The sequence below is a fragment of the Massilia sp. TSP1-1-2 genome, assembly GCF_049896185.1.
Classification (GTDB): Bacteria; Pseudomonadota; Gammaproteobacteria; order Burkholderiales; family Burkholderiaceae_D; genus Telluria_A.
The window spans coordinates 248214-268206 of the sequence record NZ_JAFCTU010000002.1 but is presented as its reverse complement, the minus strand read 5'-3'; the positions used below and the strand labels follow the sequence as shown (position 1 = coordinate 268206).

Below are 19993 nucleotides of genomic sequence, written 5' to 3'. Positions count from 1 at the left end.
GTTTGGAACAGTTATTACCGTATTACGAAAGGGAGCTTGGATTTTTGCGCCGCTATTCGCGCGAGTTTTCAGAACGCTACCCAAAGATCGCCGGCCGCCTGTTAATTGGCGGCGAGGTGTGCGAAGACCCGCACATCGAACGCATGATCGAGTCCTTCGCGCTGCTCAATTCCCGCATCGCCAAGCGCCTCGACGACGATTACCCCGAATTTACCGAAGCGCTGTTCGAAGTGCTGTACCCGCATTATCTGCGCCCGTTTCCATCGTGCTCGATCGCGCGCATGGACTTCAGTGGCGCAGCAAGCCAGCTCACCACCGCCAGCGTGATCCCGCGCTCAACCCAGCTCACCACACGCCCCGTGCGCGGCGCCGCATGCACGTTTCGCACCGCCTATCCGGTGACGGTGGCACCGGTGGCGCTGACCAATGCGTCGTTTTCAGCCATCATCGATACGCCCGAAGCGGTGCGCGCGCCGCAGGGCGCCACATCGAGCGTGAGCATCACCATCTCCAGCACCGCCGAACAGGTGTCGGTCTCGCAACTGGCCCTGGGCAAGCTGCGCGTATTCATCGACGGCGAGCCATCGTTTTGCGCGGCCCTGCGCGACGCACTGTTCATGCGCACCGTGGCCGCCTACGTCGAAGCGGACGACAACGGCCGCTGGGTCGCGCTTAACGCGATTCCGGTCAGCGTGGCCGGCTTCGAGGAAGACGAGTCGCTGATCGACTTTTCTGCTCGCTCGCACACGGCATACCGTCTGCTGACCGAATACTTTTGTTTCCCCGAAAAATTCAATTTTTTCGATCTCGACCTGACCAGCATGGGCAACGTCTTGCCGTCGGGGGCGCGCTCGATCACGCTGCACCTGGCGCTGTCGGGCATGCGCACCGATTCGAACAATGCGCGCATGCTCGGCACGCTGGGCACCAACAACGTGCTGCTTGGCTGCACGCCGGTGGTCAACCTGTTCCGCCAGCGCGGCGAACCGATCCGCCTGACGCACACCACGGCCAGCTACCCGGTGCTGGCCGACGCGCGCCGCGCTTTTGCCTACGAAGTGCAGTCGATCGACTCGGTCAAGCTGGTGCGCCAGACGCCGCAGGGTGAATCGATCGTCCAGTTCCGCCCCTTCTATTCGCTCAAGCACGGCCAGACGCCGGAAAAAAGCGGCCACTATTACGTGATGCGGCGCGACGAAACGCTGGGCGAGCGCAGCCCGGGCTTCGAAACGCAAATATCGATCGTCGACATCGACTTCGACCCGGCCGAGGTGGAAACCGACACCCTGAGCCTTGAATTGACCTGCACCAACCGCGACTTGCCGGCTTCACTCGCGTACGGCCTGCGCGGCGGCGACTTGTTCCTGGAAGGCGGCTCGAGCGTGCGCGCAATTACCTTCCTGCGCAAACCCACCCCGTCGCAGCGCTTCGAGCGCGGCCGCGGCGCGCACTGGCGCCTCATTTCTCACCTGTCGCTTAACCATTTGTCGCTGGCCGACGGCGGCCTTGACGCGTTTCGCGAAATGCTTACGCTGTACGACTTGCCGCGCTCACCCTCGTCGCAGCGCCAGATCGGCGGCATCGCCGCCATTGCCCACAAGGCGGCCAACGCCTGGCTGCCGGGGAACCCGTTCGCCTGCCTGGTGCGCGGCGTCGAAGTGCGCCTGACGATCGACGAGGAAGCGTTCGTCGGCAGCGGCATCCATGCCTTTGCCCACATCATCGAGCGCTTTCTGGGCTTGTACGTGCACGCCAACAGCTTTGCCCAGCTGGTCATGGTATCGAATAAAACCGGAGAAGAGTTATTGAAATGTACGCCACGAAGCGGCGATTTGAGCCTGCTGTAATCGAGCGCCTGTTCGAGGAACCGTACCGCTTCGAATACTTTCAAGCGGTGCGCATGCTCGAACTGTGGCTCAAGCGTCACGGCACCGCCCAGCAGGGCCTGGTGGCAAACTTCTTGCGCTTTCAGAATTCGACCTCGCTCAGTTTTCCGGCCAGCCAGCTCGAAGCCATCAAGACCGAACCGAAGAACCTGCCCAGCGACCCGCGTTCGCTGGGCGAGGCACTCAAGTCGCACACGCTCAAATACATCCGCGTCACGCCCGCCTTTATGGGCCTGTTGGGCGGGAACGGCGCGCTGCCGCTGCATTACACCGAGCGCATCGCCGCGCACGTGATGTACGAAAAGGACGAGGGCCCGCGCGCTTTTCTCGATACTTTTTCTAACCGCTCGCTCGCCTTGTTTTACGAGGCCTGGCGCAAGTACCGGCTTGAGCTCAAATACCAGCTCGACGGCAAGGATACGTTTTTGCCGCTGCTGCTCTCGCTGGCGGGCCTGGGCAACGAGTCGCTGCGCAAGCGCCTGACGGACGACGATGGCGGGGGCGTGCTGGACGAATCGATCGGCTACTTTGCCGCGTCGATGCGGCACCGGCCGGCGTCGGCGGTGCAGATCTCGCGCGTGCTGGGCGAGTATTTCGGCCAGCCGGTAAAAGCGGTGCAGTTCATCGGTTGCTGGTATGACGTGCCGCCAAGCCAGCAGACCATGCTGGGCGGCCTGAACGCCACGCTGGGCGCCGGCGCCATGTCCGGTTCGCGCGTCTGGCAGCGCGACTTGCGCATGCGCCTGGAGATCGGCCCGCTCGACCGCCAGAGTTTTGACGCTTTCCTGCCGGGCGGGAAAGCGGCGCGTGCGCTCAAGAGCATGCTGACGATGTTTACCGGCGTGACCATCGAGTATGAAATCCAGCTGGTGCTGCGCGCCGCCGACGTGCAGGGCGCCTCGCTGGCGGAACAGCGCAGCGGGGGCAGGCTGGGATGGGACAGTTTTCTGGTTACCGGTGCCCAGACCGTGGACCGCAGGGACGTCTGTTACGAAATTCACGCAGTCTGAGTGGCACAGTAAGTTGCACAATAAGTTGCACAACAAGCTAACAGTATTAGCTACCAATACAAGCACAACAAAAAGAGGAATCTTCAATGAGCATTAATCTGAAAACGCTGATCGGCAAACTGAACGACACCAGCCGCACCGCGGCCACGCGCGCGGCCAGCATCTGTGTCTCGCTCGGACAGTTTGAGGTGGACCTCGAACACCTGTTCCTGGCGCTGCTCGAGCAGCCCAAGAGCGACTTTGTGCTCATCGCGCGCAACATGGGCATCAGCGTGAGCATGCTGGAAGCGGACCTGCAGTCCGAAGTGCAGCGCCTCAAAGCGGGCAATTCACGCACGCCGGTGTTTTCGGCGCGCCTGCCCAAGTTGTTTGAAAACGCGTGGCTGATTGCTTCGCTCGACATCCAGGCCGGCCGCGTGGCTGAAATTCGCAGCGGTCACCTGCTGCAGGCCATGCTGACCGACCCGGAACTGGCGCAGCTGGCCTACCGCGGCTCCAAATTGTTTGACAAGTTCGACGTCGAGCAGATCAAGCACAAGCTCGACAAGGTCGCTGCCGGTTCCCAGGAAGAAGTGGCGAAAGCGGTCGTGGCCGACGTGGAAGAAGGCGGCGGCGCCGACCCGGTGGGCGAGATGGCCTCGCAAGGCGCTTCCAAGACGCCGGCGCTGGACCAGTTCACCACCAACCTCACCCAGCGCGCGCGCGACGGCAAGGTCGACCCGGTGATCGGGCGCGATACTGAAATCCGCCAGGCGATCGACATCCTGATGCGCCGCCGCCAGAACAACCCGATCCTCACCGGTGAAGCGGGCGTGGGTAAAACGGCCGTGGTGGAAGGCCTGGCGCTGCGCATCGCGCAAGACGACGTGCCGGACGTGCTCAAGGGCGTCGAGATCCACACGCTGGACATGGGCCTGCTGCAGGCCGGCGCCAGCGTCAAGGGCGAGTTTGAAAACCGCCTGAAAAACGTGATCGACGAAGTCAAGAAAAGTCCGCACGCGATCATCCTGTTCATCGATGAGGCGCACACCATGATTGGCGCGGGCGGCGCGGCCGGCCAGAACGATGCGGCCAATTTGCTCAAACCGGCACTGGCGCGCGGCGAATTGCGTACCATCGCCGCAACAACCTGGGGCGAATACAAAAAGTATTTTGAAAAAGATGCCGCGCTGGCGCGCCGCTTCCAGGTCATCAAGGTCGAAGAGCCGAGCGAAGAACTGGCCTGCGCCATGTTGCGCGGCATGGCCCCGCTGATGGAAAAACACTTTGGCGTACGCGTGTATGATGAAGCCATCACCGAAGCGGTCCGCCTGTCGCACCGTTACATCATGGGCCGCCAGCTGCCGGACAAGGCGATCAGCGTGCTCGATACCGCCTGCGCCAAGGTCGCACTGGGCCAGAACGCCACCCCGGCGCTGATTGAAAACCTCACCCGCAAGATCGAACGCATCGACGTCGAAGCAGGTTCGCTCGAGCGCGAGCAAACTTCCGGCGGCGCGCACGCCGCGCGCCTGAAGGACTTGGCCGCCGAACGCGCTGCCGCCTCCGAGCAGCACACGGTGCTGTCGGCGCGCTGGGAGCAGGAAAAGGCGTTGAGCGCAAAAATCATGGATGGACGGCGCACCCTGGAAGCAGGCGAGGGCGAGGGCGGCGGCGCCATGCAGGGCAAGGATATCCAGGCGATGGTGGCCGAACTGCGCACGCTGCAGGGCGAAACGCCAATGGTGCCGGTGCAGGTCGACGGCCACGTGGTGGCTGAAATTGTCGCCGGCTGGACCGGTATCCCGCTGGGCAAAATGGTCAAGGATGAAATCAAGACTGTCCTCAAGCTGAAAGACTTGTTGGAAGAGCGCGTGCTGGGGCAGTCGTATGCGATTGAAGCGGTTGCGCAGCGCGTGCGCACCTCGCGCGCCAACCTGGACGATCCCAACAAGCCGAAAGGCGTGTTCCTGTTCGTCGGCCCGTCCGGGACCGGCAAGACCGAAACGGCGTTGGCCCTGGCCGACGTGCTGTATGGCGGCGAGCGCAAACTGATCACGATTAACATGAGCGAATACCAGGAAGCGCACAGCGTGTCGGGCCTGAAAGGCTCGCCACCGGGTTACGTGGGCTATGGCGAAGGTGGCGTGCTGACCGAAGCGGTGCGCCGCAATCCCTACAGCGTGGTGCTGCTCGATGAAGTCGAGAAGGCCCACCCGGACGTGATGGAGCTGTTCTTCCAGGTGTTCGACAAGGGTGTGATGGATGACGCCGAAGGGCGCGAGATCGACTTCAAGAACACGATCATCATCTTGACGTCGAACATTGGCTCGAGCGCGCTGATGAATGCGTGCCTGAACAAGACGGCGGAAGAACTGCCGGCGCCCGAAGCGCTGGAAGAAATGCTGCGTCCACACTTGATGAAGCAGTTCAAGCCGGCGTTCCTGGGCCGCCTGAAAGTGATACCGTATTTTCCGATTACGGACGATGTGCTGGTCAAGATCATCAAGCTCAAACTGGGCAAGATTCAGGAGCGCATCGCGATCAACCACAAGGCGGAATTTAGCTACGACGAGGCGCTGGTGGAAGGCGTGCTGGCGCGCTGCACCGAAGTGGACTCGGGCGCGCGGAATGTGGACAACATCCTGAACGGGACGCTGTTGCCGGAAATTGCGGAGTCGGTGCTGGCCAAGATGGCGGAAGGGACCGTGATGTCGAAAATCAAGGTCAGCGCCAACAAGGAAGGCAAATTCAAGTACACCATCAAGTAACGGGAGTTGGCATGCGCTGTCGGCAGCGGCGCATGTCGTTCAATCCAAAACCGTATTTCACTGCGCCACACCGATGAGGGTTCGCACAAAAGCCGCCTTTCTGTTTGCCAGCCTGCTGGGCTGGCAAGCGGCGCACGCCGCGACCATTTCAAACCACGACCTTGTGCGTCCGGAAGGCGTGCGCCACTTCCGCGTCTTGCAACCGGATGGTTTGGCGCCGACTCTGCGCCCGGTCGTCATTCTCCTGCATGGCCATGGCGCCAGCGCGGCATGGATGCTGGGGCAGGAATCGTTTGGCGCCTTTCGCTCGCAGGACTGGGCCAAGCTGGCCGAGAGCAGGAAAGTGATGCTCATTGCACCCGACGGTACTAATGCGAGCAACGGCAAACAGGCTTGGAACGATTGCCGCGCCGATGCCACGACCAATGCACCGGTCGATGACGCCGGTTTCCTGTCCGTCCTGATCGATCGCGCAATTGCCGAGTTTGGCGCGGACCCGAGGCGCATCTATCTATTCGGTACGTCCAACGGTGGCCGCATGGCCTACAGGGCCGGCATCGAGCTTGGCCCCCGCTTGGCGGCCATCGGCGTGCAAAGTAGCCTGATGGCCGCGCGCAGCAGTTGCAAGGCGCCGACGCCTCCACTGCCGGTATTCATCACCCATGGGACTGCCGACAAGATTGCGCCGTACGGCGGCGCTGTGACCGCGTTCGGGCTGACGGGTCGTGGCAGCGGTCTTTCGGTCGATGAGTCGGTAGCCGTATGGCGCACGCTTGCCGCTCTGGCGGACGCACCGGTTAGCTATCGCTACCCGCACCTACAAGCGGGCGACCCGACCAGTGCTACGCGGCTGACCTGGGGCGCCGATCCGGCGCAGCTGCAAATGGAATTGCTGCGCATTGACGGTGGCGGGCACACCGGATCGTCACGGACGGAAGACCTTACCTGGCTGCTGCGCAAGCTGTTGGGGGAGATGAATCATGACGGGAATACGCCTGAAGCCGCGTGGCGTTTCTTTGAGCATAAGCGCGTTCAGGCTGTTAAGCCCCAGTAAGGCAGTTCGTTGAGAATACCAAGCCATCGCATTCTCAACAAACAGTGCTGACTCTGGCAAAAAACTGCCATCTAAGCGCTTACTCTTGCGGTTTAATTCCCAGCAGCTCTTCAATATGCGCCATCGACGCCGGGTCCTTGACCACCGAACGCAGGAACGCGGCCAGGTCCTGGTCGCCGGCGTCTGCCGCCTTGTCGGCAAAATACGACACCGGGCTATGCGGCTCGGTACGGCGGAAGAAATCGGCCACGGCGCGAAGCTGGCTCAGCGCCTGGAAACGGGTATGAATCGCACCGGGAGGGCCCATGTGAACACTCTGGCTGACATGCGCACTGCCATCGCCGTTTTCAGGCGAACCAGGGTTTTGCGTAACTGGTCCCTCAGTAACGGGCGAAACGGGGCCGGTAGCGGGCATCAGGCGCGCCATCGAATCGAGCGCGTCGCGCGCACTGGCAAAGCCGGGACTGTCCTGGCCCAGACGCTCGTCCGCCGCTTTTTCCAGCTTTTGCAGCGCTTCCATGCAGTACTGCGCGTCAGCCGCAAAGGCGGTGCGAAAGGGCGTCGAATTGGCGCGCTTGGCGTTCTCCAGATCCGTCAGCTTCATGTCGCCGTTCGGGTTCTTGCGCGCCGTTTCAAAGTCGATCGACGTGTACTTGCTGCTATTGCCGTCGGTGACAGGCATCTCGCGCAGCATTGCCGGCACGCGCGCCAAGATCCAGGCCAGGTTGCCGATGCGCTGGTCATGGTCGTCGCCATCGGACTCCGGATACAGTCCCAGGTCCCAGAATTTGTCGAGCAGCCCGGCAATCACCAGCAAGCCTTCGGCCAGGCCGCGCATGCGGTACTTCTTGGCGCCGGCTTCGGCCAGCCACACGGCCAGGCGCAAGTCCTTGCTCTTTTGCTGCAGCAGCATGGAGCACTTCTTGACGACGAAGTCCCAGTCGGCTTCCTTGATTTCGGTGACCCATTCGCCCTGGTCGAGCGAGGCGTCGTCAAACTTGCGGGCCTGCGTAATGGCGTCGAGTTCGGGCGAAAACGACAAATCGTCCCCGGCCGGCTTGTCGTCGCGGATGGGGTTTAACAGCTGGTCGGCTAAAAACATGGTGTCCTTGTATGCGTAAAGCGGCGCTTACTGCGCCAGGCGGAATTCAATGCGGCGGTTGCGCATGCGGCCCTCGACGCTGTCGTTGGGAGCGATCGGGCGGTCCGGCCCCTGGCCGGAAGCGGTCATCAAGTCGCTCTTGACGCCCATGCTGGCCAGATAGGACTTGACCGCTTCGGCGCGTGCCTGCGACAGGCCCTGGTTGGTGGCGCGCAGGCCGACGTTGTCGGTGTGGCCGATCAGCTCCATCTTGTGTTCCTTTTGCTTGCGCAGCAGGCCGAACATTTCGTCGAGGATGGCGCGCCCGGCCGGGGTCAGCGTCGCCTTGCCGCTCTCGAACTCGATGGTGTGCTTCTTGAGGAATTCATCGATCGCGTTCTGGTCGGCGCCGGCCGAGACGCGCAGGCCGTTGCTGATCGTGTAGGTGGAATTGAGGCTGGCCTGGGCGCCTTCACCGAGCTTCTGGCGCACCGCTTCCGTGCCCACTTCACCTTTCATGCTGACGGTGCTGCCGTCGATCTTCAGTTCGCCATGCGTGATCTGCTTGAGTTCGGGCGTGATCAGTTTGTCGACATAGGTATTCCAGTTCGGCGGCGCGGTGACGGCGCCGACGGTGATCTGGTCGACCACGATGTCGTTGCCGTACACGGCGCGCAGCTTGGCCAGTACGCTGGCCTTGCTGGCTTCGTCCGGCACGGTGCCGCTGACAAGCACCTGGCCGGGCTGCGGCGCGGCGTTCTGGGCCAGCGCGCCGCCGGCGATGGCGAACAATAAAACGAGGGTGGCTAATTGGCGCATATTTCAGTTTCCGATGAACGCCGCGCGCAGGGAGTCGAGCGCGGATTTGAGTGACAGGGTGGACTGGCTTAAGTAGGAGGACAGCTTTTTGATGGCGTAGTCGTCGTTGACCTGTTCTTCGACCCAATCGAGTTCGTCGAAGGTGATGTGGCGTTCGGCCGCGGCCACCGGGTCCATGATGGCGCTGAGCGTTTCGGCCGAAGCGCCGCTAAAGCCGAGCACCAGCACCGGTTTACCGCCGATGCGAGTGATGAACAGGGCCAGCTCGAAGTCGGCGCGCGCCAAAAACGGCGTGATCAGGTGCATCCAGAACGCGGCCACCAGGTTGCGGTACATGGGGTCGTTCGGCAACGGCAGCAGCAGGCTTTTTTCAAGCCGGCTCGAGCTGCTTGCCATCACCGGCTGCAGCAAAAAGCCCAGCGCGAGCAGCACCTGGCGCACCGAACCGGTAAAGTCGGACTGCGCCAGCATGGCGTCGAGCGAGCCGATGGTGTTCATGTCCAAGAAATCCTGGAACGCGGCGTCGTACGCCGTCGAGCGCAAATCGAGGTCGATGACATGGCTGGCAGCTGCCTGCAGCGGCGCGGTCGCGTCGTCGGCGCTGATGACGTTGTTGCTGAGCGATTCGAGCCGGTTCCACAGGCGGTTGAGCACCAGCGGCGCGTCGGGCACGAAGGTGCCCGGTTCGGCAATTTCCATCGTGCTCATCATCAGGAACGGGAAGCGGCGGCTCGACTGGTCGCTGCTGGCCACGATGTGGCCGGCGATCGCATGCCGGCGGCGCGGACCGATAAAGGCAAAATGCAGCGGCTGCACCGAGTCGTAATGGAGCTTCCAGCGCGCGTCGCTGCTCATCAGGTCCATCGCAAAGGCGAGCCAGTCGTCGAGCACCTTGATCAGGGCCGGATTGTCGCTGCCTTTGACGAAGTCGCCGCGGCTGGGAATTTTGCCGAAATAGCCGACCGCAGTCGGTGTTGGGGTACGGGTCATTACGCGCCTCCCTTCGCCGGTGCTGCGGTCGCGGTGGGCGCAGGCGCTACGCCAATGATCGACTCGGGCAGTTTCAGGTTCTTGAATCCTGGCGTGGTGGTGGCGGCCGCGCGCACCGGTGCACTCGGTTGTTGCGTGCCCATGATCTTCACGTTGGCCGAGACGGAAACGCCCGCGCTTTCCCATGTCAATTTAAAGGCGCCGCCGTCCAGGCGTTCGCGCTTGGCCGTTTCGATCATGCGTTTGAGACCAAAGGCACCGGCCTCGTTGAGCACCACCACGGTGCGCCCGTCAGGGGTAATGGCGGTAATGCGGCAGCCAGGCTGGCCTTGCGCATTCGGGAAGACCATGTGCACCCAGGGTTGCGGCTGGCCCTTCCAGCGCAGCGACTGGCCGTCGATTTCAAGCGTGAACTCGGTCGCGCCCGTGGCGCCCAGCGCCTGCAGGTCGAACATGGTCTGCCTTTCGGTGCTCGGAGCGGCGGCCGCCACGTTGGCGACGCCGGCCGCGCTCAGCGGCGCGATCCAGCCAGGGAAGGCGCTGAGCACTTGCGGCGCCAGCGTCAAGCCCATGTCGGCCCATTTTTTCGCTTCGATCTCGTCGCCGCGCCGAAACGCGAGCGGACCGACGGTGGTGGTGAAAAAGTTCGCGATCGCGCCCGACGGCCCGAAGATCAAACCGATTTCCTCGTTGCTCGCCTCGGAGCCGGCAGCCGACGAGAACGGGAACTTGGTGCCGACGCCCTTCTGGAACGGCTGCAACACCTGCGCGCGCCAGACCTTGTCCATTTCAATCTCGGTCGGCTTGATGATGACGGCGAACGACTGCATCAGCGGACGCACCAGGATCGGGCGGATCGCCAGTTTCTGGGAATCGGTCATCCCGGTCAGCATCTGTTCGTCGACGAACTTGAGCGCCTCGTGCAGTTCGGAGTCCTTGCCGTCGAGCGTTTGCTGCATCAGCAGCTTGGCGCCCGGACCCGGGTCGCCCTGGTTCTTGATGGTGTTAAAGCGGGTGCGCAGCTTGGACAGTTGGCCCATGTAGCCGCCCATCAGCGAGGCGCCCTGGTCGGACGCCACCACCATGCGCGCCACGCCGGCAAACTCGCGCCCCACGGGGCCGAGCGGCAGCGGCGCGCCGTTCGCCGCCTGCGGGTTGGCCGGGATGTTGACGTTCAGCTGCGCCGGTTTCTGGCGCAAGATGACTTCCTTGAACCAGCCCGCCACGCCGCGCTTGGCGCGCTGCAGACCGGCGCCAACCAGCGACGGATTGTCCCACGAGGTCTGTTCGTAGACGGTCGCGATCAACTTGTTGAGCGGCGAGGTTTGCGGGTCGCCCAGGCGGTTCATGGCGATGGCGGCGGCGTCAAAGCCTTGCAGCTCGCTGATCGTCACGCCCTGCACGAACATTTGCCACTGCTTGACGTAGTCGGCGGTGTACATGTCCATTAAGGCCTTCTGGATCTGCTCCGGGCTACCGCTGACGGTCAGGTCGTCGCTGGTGGCGGTCTTGAGGACCCAGTCGGCGCTTTGCAGCTCCTTGTTGGCCACTTCTCGGAAAGAATCCTGCACATACTGCAGCGCCTCGCGCGTAAAGCCGCCCGGGATGGCGTGGCTGCCCAGGATCAGTGTCTTGTCCTGGTCGCCCACGATGGAAGCGACCGTCATCGGCTTGAACAGCGTTGCCGCGCGCGCCTTGACGTCGGAGTAGGCGCGTTCGCGCGCCGGCATGCCGCGCACCACCTTGCGCAGGTTGTCGCGCGTGGTGTCGATCAGGGCCAGCTTGGGCTCTTTGATGGTCGGCCACGAGGTGTCGCTGGTCTGGGCGATGTAAAACGAGATGATGCGCTCGGCGTGGCGGATCATGTCTTCGCGCGACATGGCGCCGCGGTTGGCGTCCAGCCAGCCGCGCCAGAAGCGCGTGAGCTGGTCGTTCAGGTGGCCGCCTTCGGCGCGCGGCTTTTCGCTCAGCATCAGGTACGTCTTGAGCGCGTTGTAGGCGTCTTCGGCGCTGGTGGGCGAAGCGTCCTTGAACAGCATGCTGGTGGTGGGTGCGGCGATCAATGGCGACACGGCAGCGGCTGCGATGGCGGTGGGCGAACCGGCGGCGCCCGGCTCGGGCGGGCGCAGGGCGTCGGCGCCAAGCTTGGCGGTCGGTTGCAGCTGCGCCGCGTTGTTGTTGACTTCACCGAGGAAGGTCTCGAGCGACTGCGTGACCGGCTTTAACATCACCTCGCGCACGCCGGCAAAATATTCTTCGCGCAGTTTGCGTTCCAGCAGGTCGCCCTGGTACAGGCCCATCGACAGCGACAGTGGCCGGTCGTCGCGGAATTTTTCCAGCTGTTCGATACGGTCTTGCAGCACCTTGAGCGCTTCAAAGCGCGACTGCAAGTCGGTGCGCTGCTCTTGCAGCTTGACGGCTTGCTTCAGGTCCGCTTCGACGTTGGCAACCAGTTGGCGGTTGCTCATGTACGACCAGCTCCAGCCGCCCAGCGTCAAGCCCACCAGCGCGGTGGCGGCAAAGAAGGCGGCGTAGCGCAGGCGTGTCTTGTTCGGGCTTGCGTACTGCGCGACCAGGTCCTTGTCGGCGAAGATCACCTTGCGGAACAGGTTGAGCAAAAAGTAGCCGTGCTGATTGTGCGCGGCTTCGTGTTCAAGCGGCTGCAGCTTGATGTCGAAACGGTCCGCCACGCGCTTGGACGAGGCCGATACCGACTCGCCTTCCTGCAGCGCGCTGGTGAAGTAAAAGCCGCGGAACACCGGCTTGAACTGGAACGGGTTTTCCTCGAACAGCGTGGCGATGAAGGCGCGCAAAGGCGCTTTGATGGCCGAGAACTCAAGCGGGAACGTGAACACGCCTGGGGGCATGCGTTCGCGCCACTGCAGTGCCATATTGGCCTGGCTCATGTCTTTCAAGCCGTCGTACAGTTCGTCGAAACGCTTGTCGAACTGGTCGAGCACCTGCTGGTTGCTGGTCACCTGGCTGTAGGGCAGGGTGGCGCCCCAAGCGCGGTCGCGCTCACCGCGTTCGGCATCCTGGAAAAATTCATTGAAGCCGGTGATCAGGTCGGCCTTGGTGAACATCACGTAGACCGGCGCGTGCACTTCAAGCTTTTCCGTCAATTCCTGCACCCGCATGCGCAGGTTCTTGGCCAGGTTGATGGCAAACTCGGGACGGTTGCCGGTCAGTTCGGCCACGCTGACGGCGATGATGATGCCGTTGATCGGCGCCTTTTTGCGGTATTTCTTCAGCAGGCTCAGAAAACCGAGCCACTCGGCGCGGTCTTCGTCGGCCACCGAAAAGCGCCCTGCGGTATCGAGCAGGATGCCGTCGGTGGTGAAGAACCAGTCGCAGTTGCGGGTACCGCCAACGCCTTGCACGATTTTGCTGTCGGCGAAAGGGAACTGCAGGCCCGAGCTGGCGATTGCCGTGCTCTTGCCAGCGGCCGGGTTACCGATAACCATGTACCACGGCAGTTCGTACAGCGCGGCGTCGCCGGAGAGCTGGCCGAGCTTGGAACCCTTGATGGTGGCAATCGCGTCGAGCATGCGCTTCTTGATGACGTCATATTCCTGGCGCTGGGCCGGATTGGCGGGCGCATTATTGAACTGGGAGTCGAGCATGCCGCCCAGTGCGGCGGCATTCTTGGTGCGGCGCCGGCGGCGCCACAGCCAGACCATGATGCCGATGGCGAACGCAATGGCGAGCACGCCGAATGCATAGGACATCGGCACCTCGAGCAAGGCGGCGCCCAGCAGCAGGAGGGCGGCAAAGGCCAGCCAGCCGATTACGAGCAGGCTTGTGCGGGTTGTCAGAAACTGCCAGGTGGTTCGCATCATCGTTGGTAACTCGCTTGGGAAAACATTCAGGACAAAGCCGCTGCAGGCCGCACCAGGACGGCGCTGCGACGGTATGGATCTTCGTTGCTAATACAAAGTACGGGTGCTGCAAGTTCGATTGCGTGGTGATGCGCCACGGCCAGCGCGGTGACAAAGGGCACCGCGCCGCAGGTGCCGCAGGCGCCGCCCACGCGCACCACATCGGTGTCGGGGTCCAGGTGTGCCAGCGCGACCGCCGTCATGTCCATCAGTTCGAGCACGCGGCTGGTGCGGTGGCCCGTGTCGGCCACCAGCATGGCGACTTGTCCGGCTTCGGCCCCGCCGCTGGAGAGCACTTTTCCGGTCATCGTCACCAGCAGTTTGGCGTCCGCTTTTTTTGCTTCGTCGGCCGAATTGTGGCGCGGCGTGTCGGCCTCTAGGTCGAGCATGGCGTAGACGGCGCCGTCGATGGCCTGGACCTGGCGCAGGTCGGTCAGCAGCAGGCCGGCCGCGCCTTCGCCGGGGACCAGTCCTTGCGCACGGGTGGCGGTAAACAGCGTGTTGTTCGCTTCCCATTTGCTGATGCTGGCGTCGGCCAGAGCGGAGGCGCCGGCGACGAGCATGCCAACCACCGGCAGGCCACTCAGCATGCCCTGGTGCGCCAACCGGCCCAGCACCGCCGACGGGCTGGCGGCGCGCGGGTCGCCCGGCACTTCGGCTGCCAGCGCGATGCGCGCCAGCGGCCAGCCGCGCTGGCTGACCACGTGCTGCAGCCACAGGCCGCCGGCGCGGCGCTGTTCGAGCGTCCAGTCGGACGGCAGGATCGGCAGCAGGTGCAGCACGGGCGGCAAGCCTTCGGCCGGCATCAGGCTGCCGGCGGCGGCGCTGGCCAGTTCGCCCGCCACGGCCGTGGCCAGGACCAGGGCGCGCCACTGGGGCTCGTCAAAGTCGAGGTCAGGACCGCCTTTCTGGGTGAACCATTCTGTGACTTCTTCCTGCAAGCCGGCGTCGTCGGCTTCTTCGACCCGCGCCGTCATGACGGGAAAGCCGTGCTCGTCCACCAGTTTTGGGTCCAGCTCGGCGCGCGCCTTGTGCTCGAGGATGGCGCCGGACAGTTCGTCGGCGCGCGCGCCGTGGGCCGTGCGCAGGGATACCGCCACCAGGGCCAAAGGCGCTGCCTTGGGTGCTGGCGGGGCTGCCGGTTCGGCGCTGGCCGCAGCCGCCGCAGCGACGGGCGCGGCGGCAATCGCATCGATCAATTTGCGCCCGAGCCAGAACGCCAGCAGCAACGCCAGCGGCAGCATCACCAGATACAGCACCAGGTCCTGCGTGGCCGGCATGCGGTTGGTGGCGCGCCAAAACCAAATGGCGCCGCCCCAGCTCAAGCCAACGGCAAGCAGGACCAGCAAAGTGACCTTGATCCAGGTACGCATCAGGCAGGTACCTTACGGCGCTCAGGCGCAATGCCAGGCAGCGGCTCAGACATGGTCCACCGTCGCTTGCTGGCCGGCGATGAGCAGGGCGCCACAGGAGACCTTGTCGCCGTGGCGCGCGGCCGGCTTGCCGTCGACGATCATGGTCATGTCGCCGCTGGCAATGGTGCCGTTGCCATGGATCGGGCAACTGGTCTTGTCGCCCACGCGGGCGATGCCGATGCCGCCGCTGTCGCTGTGGGTCGACGCTTCGAGCACGCTGCCGCCGTGCGAAGTCTTGTCGCCTAATCTGATCAATGGTCCTGGCATGCTGCTCTCCGATTCAATTATTTATGTCGCTTCATTACGCCGGGCCGGCGCAATTCCGTGTGTCCAAAGTCCATCATCTTCCAGCGACCGCCCCAGGTCAGTCCGAATGATTCGGCCACCTGCCCGTACAGTTCGTAGCCGCGCATGGCCCACGGGTCCTTCTCGGTAATGACGATCTTGCCGTTGCGCAGGAACGCGCAGTCGGCCGCCAGGCCATACTGGTGCCAGCTCTGGAAGGCGGCCGCATTGGTCACGCTCGAACCCATCGCGGCCAGTTTGTTCTGGCGCTCCGGACTGCGGTAACCTTCCAGAATTGCCATATCGTAACCGTGTGTTTCTTTCATTACTTTAAATACTTGCAACAGTGTTTGCGTAAATACGGGGTCCATCTCGTCCCATTTCCGGCTTGCCGAGACCAGCATCGGGCGTTCCTGTTCCACTTCCACCGTGGCGAACACGGCCGGCGGGAGGGCGGGCGGCGGCACCAGTTGCTCGCCTTCGATCAAGGCCACCACCTGGCTGTTGGCCTCGTGCGTGCTGGTGCCGTAGCCACCCAAGGTCATGTCGAATCCCAACACGACGGCAAGCGACGGCGGGATCAGGATCAAGGCCACGCCGCCAAGGCAGAGTAAATAGTGCTGCCGTGCAAACGCCATGACATTGCGCAATGAATTGCGTCCCGACTGCTGTATCTTTACAACACCTTCACCCTGACGGCGCGCAAGCTTGCCCAAATTTTTGTGCGCGCGCAAGCCGACGCCGGCCAAAGTGGCCAGGAAAAATTCGCGTCCCGCAGGGAACAGGAATAGCCAGCTCACCAGGCACGCCAGGAAGAAATATGCTGCTACCGCAAGCAAGAACACGTGGACCTCTTCAATTCGTTTATGCGATACTGCGAAAATTGCCTATTAGTATAACTTGAAGTTCTGATAATCTTAAGTCCAATTGAATGTTAATTTGTGTTAGTTTTCGCACAGTTGAAATTCTACCAAGCGCATGGATTGTGTGGATAGCGTAAAGTTATGCAGAAATTAACAAGGAGCACATTTTGCAACATAGCGATGAACGTCCGCCGACCTCGGGTCGGCCCAGCCTACTTTCGATGGATCAACAGGCTGAAGCGGATCGCCACCGGATACTTAGCGGGCTTGACAGCAAGCCTGCCGGCACCACGGCCGGCGCCGGAAAGTCGCGGCGCGGCATGTACACCTGGCTGGCGGCCGGGGTCACCGTCTTGGCGCTGGGCGCCGGCAGCTCCCTGTGGCTGATGAGCGAAGGCGAGAAGGAAATCGTGGCGGCCGGCAGCGCGCCGCTGCCGGCCGCGGCGTCCTCTGATACGGCCACGACGAGTGAAGCGCCCATGCGGGGCACGGCAGTCGACGTGCCCGCAGCTGCCATTTTGACCGACGTGCCAGCGAGTGCCCCAAAGGCAGATACGGCGGCGAACAAGCAACAAGCCATTGACGAATTGACCAAAATGCTTGAGCACGGCATGCCCGCGTCGCAGGCGAAGGACGGTACGGCGAGCGCGTCGGCGGACGCTGCGCCGGCCGCTGTAACGCGCCCCGCCGCGCCTGCGCACGCCGTCAAGCCGGTGCGTCCGGTTGCGAAAGCGGTTCCGAAAAAGCCTGTGGTGCTCGCCCCCGCGTCGAACGTGACGCCGCGTCCGCGTCATGCGGCCGTAACGCCGCCGAAAAAGAAAGTCGAACCGAAAGCAGCGGTGCCGGTTGACAACGACGTGGCCCTGCTGGCGGCCCTGGTGGCGCACTCGAAAGCGACCCAGCCCAAGACCGGCACCGGCGTCGCGGCCAAGCTCCAGCAGTGCAAATCGCTCGATTCCGCGGCCGAGGCAAGCCAGTGCCGGGCGCGCATTTGTGCGGGTGCCAAGAGTGAAGCCGCATGCAAATAACGAACCCGGTACGCACATTTTTGCGCTGCCAACATCAAGAATGTGAATACGGACCACAATGACGACCCTGACCGAAAAAATTACCGCCGTGCTGTCGCAGTTTTCCAGTGCCAGCCGCCTGTACGCATTGACGGTGGGCGGCGGCGGCGATCATGGCTCCGGTGGTCTGCTGGTGGAGGCCTTTGCCGCCGACGACGCGGTGCAAGGCATTGGCGGGCGCGACGTGATTGTCGTTTCCACCGATGCCCACATTGCGCTGGCGCCTTTGCTGGGCCAGTCGGCCAGCCTGGAGGTGAGCCTGGCCGACGGCACCCGCACCAGCTTTGACGGCGACATCAGCGAAGTGGCCATGCTGGGTAGTGAAGGGGGGCTGGCGCGCTATCGCCTGCGCCTGTCGCCATGGTTGTGGCGCTTGAGCCAGGTGCGCAACAGCCGCGTGTGGCAAGACAAGTCCGTGATCGAGATCGTCGAAGACGTATTCTCGGCATACGGCGCGGTGGCCAAGTGGCGCTGGAGCGACGAGGCGGGCCCGTTCATGGCGGGCGCCGCCGAGCGCAGCTACTGCTGCCAGTACCGCGAGTCCGACCTCGACTTCGTGCGGCGCTTGCTGACCGAAGAAGGCCTGGCGTGGCGCTTTGAACAGGGCGACGACGGCGCCGGCGCGGTGCTGTTTGCCGACACCGCGCAACTGAGCGCGATTCCTGAAGACCCGAGCAGCAAGGCTGACGGCGGCATCCGCTTTCACAATGTGCGCGCCGGCGAAAAGCAGGATACGGTGCAGGCCTTGCGCTCGCAGCGCCAGATCAGCGCATCGCTCACCACGGTGCTCAGCTACGACTACAAGGCCAAGCAGGCGGTCAGCGCAAGCGTGCCGTCGCGCCTGCAAAACGGCAGCCAGATTCCCCAGCTTGAATCGTACGATGTGCCGGGCCAGTACGCTTACGCCAACTCGGCCCAGGCGCAGCGCTATGCCGAGTTGCAGATGCAGGGCAAGGAAGCGCGCGGCCACCTGTGGCGCGGGCGGTCCACGCTGCGCACGCTGCGCGCCGGCACCCGCTTGACGATCCTCGATGCACCGCTTAAGCAACTGGGCGAAGCGGCCCCGTTTGCCGTGCTGCGCGTGACCAGCGTGGGCGTAAACAATTTGCCGTCGCCGGCGCAGCAGGCCTTGGCCGAGCTGTTTGGACCGATACCGGAGCTGCTGCAAGAGATCGTGCGCGGCAAGGGGCCGGAGGAGTTTGCACTGGTGGTCGCGCAGGCGCGCAAGAGCGGTTATGCGAATTATTTTGAGGCAGTGGCGGCCGACGTGACGTGGCGCCCGCAACTTGAGGGCAGCGACGGGCGCGGCCACCATCGCCCGACGGCGCCGGGCGCGCAAAGCGCGATCGTGGTCGGACCCGATGGCCATGACCAGGCCAGTGGCGCCGACGAATTGTATTGCGACCGGCTGGGACGGGTGCGCATCCGCTTTCACTGGCAGGACAAGGGTGACGCCACTTGCTGGGTGCGCGTTGCGCAGCGCTCGGCCGGGGGCGGAATGGGGAGCCAGTTCCTGCCGCGTATCGGGCAGGAAGTGTTCGTCCAGTTCCTCGAGAACGATATTGACCGGCCGATCATTGTCGGCGCCTTGTACAACGGGCAGGGCGAAGGTGGTGTTGCGCCCACGCCTGGCGGTGCGGCCGAGGGTGACGACCAGTCGGCGCGCTTTGGTCCCGCGCACGACCATGCGCCTTCTGCGCAGGGCAATGTGGCCGGTGGTAACAGTCCGTTGTGGCACGGCGCATCTGCGGAGTCGAAAGGCCATCGCAACGGCGCCGCACAGTGGGGCGTGCGCAGCAAGGAGTTTGGCGCAAACGGCTACAACCAGTTGCTGTTTGACGACACCGATGCGCAGGGGCGCATCCAGCTCAAGAGCAGCCACGCGGGCAGTGAGCTCAATCTTGGGCATCTGGTGCACGGCGCGGATAACTATCGCGGCAGCTTTCGGGGCAGCGGAGCTGAACTGCGTACCGATGCTTACGGTGCGGTGCGGGCCGGGGCGGGGTTGTTGATTACGAGTTACAAGACGGCGCACGCTGCTGCCAGCCGTGATCCGGTGGGGGACAATGCGCCGGGGATTGCGATGCTCAAGCAAGCAGTGACGTTGGCCAAGACCTTCAGTGATGCGGCCGTGACGCACAAGACCGTAGGGCTCGCGTCGCACGCGGGTGCGGCCAAAGCTAACGTAAGCACGCTTGATATCAAAAGCGCGCCGTTAACAGCGTTGATGAAGTCGGTCTCGGGCATGGTGGCCGCAACTAGTCTGCGCGACGCCAAGGGCGACGCCGAGAAAAAAAATACCAAGCCTCGCGAGTCCACGCTTCCTCAATCGACGGACGCGATCATTGCGATTTCCGCACAGGCGGGTTTTGGCATAACGGCGGGGCAGAGCGTGCAGCTAGCCAACGGTGAAACTGTCACGTTGATGAGCGGGAGAGATACCCAGTACTTCTCCGGCGGCCAGATGCGTGTGCACAGCGGGCAGGCAATTGGCATGCTCGGCGGCGCAGTGGCAGCCGGTGAGGGCAATCTCGGTTTGCAGATGATTGCCGCCAGAGATGCTATCGACATCCAGGCGTTGGCTGATACCCTCACCGCGCAGGCGCGGGATGAGGTCAGTCTCGTGAGCGTCAATGCGCATGTCGACTGGGCCGCAGCCAAGAGCATCAGCTTGTCGACTGCGGGCGGCGCGAACATCACGATTGACGGTGGAAATATTACTGTGCAGTGCCCCGGGAAAATCACCATCCACGCAGGCAAAAAATCGTTCGATGGGCCTCAGAAATCGAGTTACAAGCTTCCTGTGTTGCCAGTTGTTGCGGTCGAACTCGCAGTGGCGCGAGTCCTGAAAAGCACCTTCGCCTTTGATCAGTTGACTGCGGCAGCGAAGAGGCT

General features: G+C 63.3%; 12 protein-coding genes and 1 pseudogene. 6 read left to right on the top strand and 7 right to left on the bottom strand.

The window, feature by feature from the left end; translation table 11 throughout:
• Positions 1-2 precede the first annotated feature (2 nt).
• The 4 genes from tssF (at position 3) to ACP7BV_RS03045 (ending at position 6700) form a co-directional block, all read left to right on the top strand.
• The gene (tssF, locus tag ACP7BV_RS03060; protein ID WP_426101370.1) at positions 3-1847 is read left to right on the top strand and encodes a type VI secretion system baseplate subunit TssF; all 1845 of its coding nucleotides are present in this window, start codon (positions 3-5) and stop codon (positions 1845-1847) included.
• The gene (gene tssG, locus ACP7BV_RS03055) at positions 1811-2896 is read left to right on the top strand and encodes a type VI secretion system baseplate subunit TssG (RefSeq protein WP_426101368.1); all 1086 of its coding nucleotides are present in this window, start codon (positions 1811-1813) and stop codon (positions 2894-2896) included. The genes tssF and tssG overlap by 37 nt, the downstream gene beginning before the upstream one ends.
• A gap of 86 nt (positions 2897-2982) precedes the next feature.
• Positions 2983-5646, top strand: coding sequence for a type VI secretion system ATPase TssH (gene tssH / locus ACP7BV_RS03050; protein ID WP_426101366.1), 2664 nt, complete (start codon positions 2983-2985; stop codon positions 5644-5646).
• A 73-nt stretch (positions 5647-5719) separates the two neighbouring features.
• A complete protein-coding gene (locus ACP7BV_RS03045; protein WP_426101364.1) occupies positions 5720-6700 on the top strand; it encodes an alpha/beta hydrolase family esterase in 981 nt (326 codons plus the stop codon).
• A 79-nt stretch (positions 6701-6779) separates the two neighbouring features.
• Here the strand turns inward: ACP7BV_RS03045 and tssA are convergent, their stop codons facing one another.
• Genes tssA through ACP7BV_RS03010 form a run of 7 tightly spaced genes read right to left on the bottom strand, consistent with a single transcriptional unit; the run spans position 6780 to position 15968 of the window.
• Positions 6780-7802 (bottom strand): type VI secretion system protein TssA, encoded by a 1023-nt coding sequence (tssA, locus tag ACP7BV_RS03040; RefSeq protein WP_426101362.1) that lies wholly within the window; start codon positions 7800-7802, stop codon positions 6780-6782.
• A 27-nt stretch (positions 7803-7829) separates the two neighbouring features.
• Positions 7830-8600: an OmpA family protein gene (locus ACP7BV_RS03035; RefSeq protein WP_426101360.1), complete on the bottom strand. Its 771-nt coding sequence runs from the start codon at positions 8598-8600 to the stop codon at positions 7830-7832.
• Between the two features lie 3 nt (positions 8601-8603).
• Positions 8604-9590: a type VI secretion system-associated protein TagF gene (gene tagF / locus ACP7BV_RS03030; RefSeq protein WP_426101358.1), complete on the bottom strand. Its 987-nt coding sequence runs from the start codon at positions 9588-9590 to the stop codon at positions 8604-8606.
• Positions 9590-13426 (bottom strand): type VI secretion system membrane subunit TssM, encoded by a 3837-nt coding sequence (gene tssM / locus ACP7BV_RS03025; protein WP_426101416.1) that lies wholly within the window; start codon positions 13424-13426, stop codon positions 9590-9592. Before tssM ends, tagF begins: the two co-directional genes overlap by 1 nt.
• Positions 13427-13455: 29 nt before the next feature.
• On the bottom strand, positions 13456-14841 hold the full coding sequence (locus ACP7BV_RS03020) for a hypothetical protein (protein WP_426101356.1): 1386 nt from the start codon (positions 14839-14841) through the stop codon (positions 13456-13458).
• Positions 14842-14886: 45 nt separating this feature from the next.
• Positions 14887-15150: a PAAR domain-containing protein gene (locus ACP7BV_RS03015; RefSeq protein ID WP_426101354.1), complete on the bottom strand. Its 264-nt coding sequence runs from the start codon at positions 15148-15150 to the stop codon at positions 14887-14889.
• 17 nt (positions 15151-15167) lie between these two features.
• A complete protein-coding gene (locus ACP7BV_RS03010; protein ID WP_426101352.1) occupies positions 15168-15968 on the bottom strand; it encodes a M15 family metallopeptidase in 801 nt (266 codons plus the stop codon).
• 284 nt (positions 15969-16252) lie between these two features.
• Between ACP7BV_RS03010 and ACP7BV_RS03005 the strand changes: the two genes are divergently transcribed.
• Both ACP7BV_RS03005 and ACP7BV_RS03000 read left to right on the top strand, forming a co-directional pair.
• Positions 16253-17059 (top strand): hypothetical protein, encoded by an 807-nt coding sequence (locus ACP7BV_RS03005; protein WP_426101350.1) that lies wholly within the window; start codon positions 16253-16255, stop codon positions 17057-17059.
• A gap of 58 nt (positions 17060-17117) precedes the next feature.
• A pseudogene (locus ACP7BV_RS03000) lies at positions 17118-19910 on the top strand (type VI secretion system Vgr family protein); the annotation flags it as partial.
• Positions 19911-19993 lie beyond the last annotated feature (83 nt).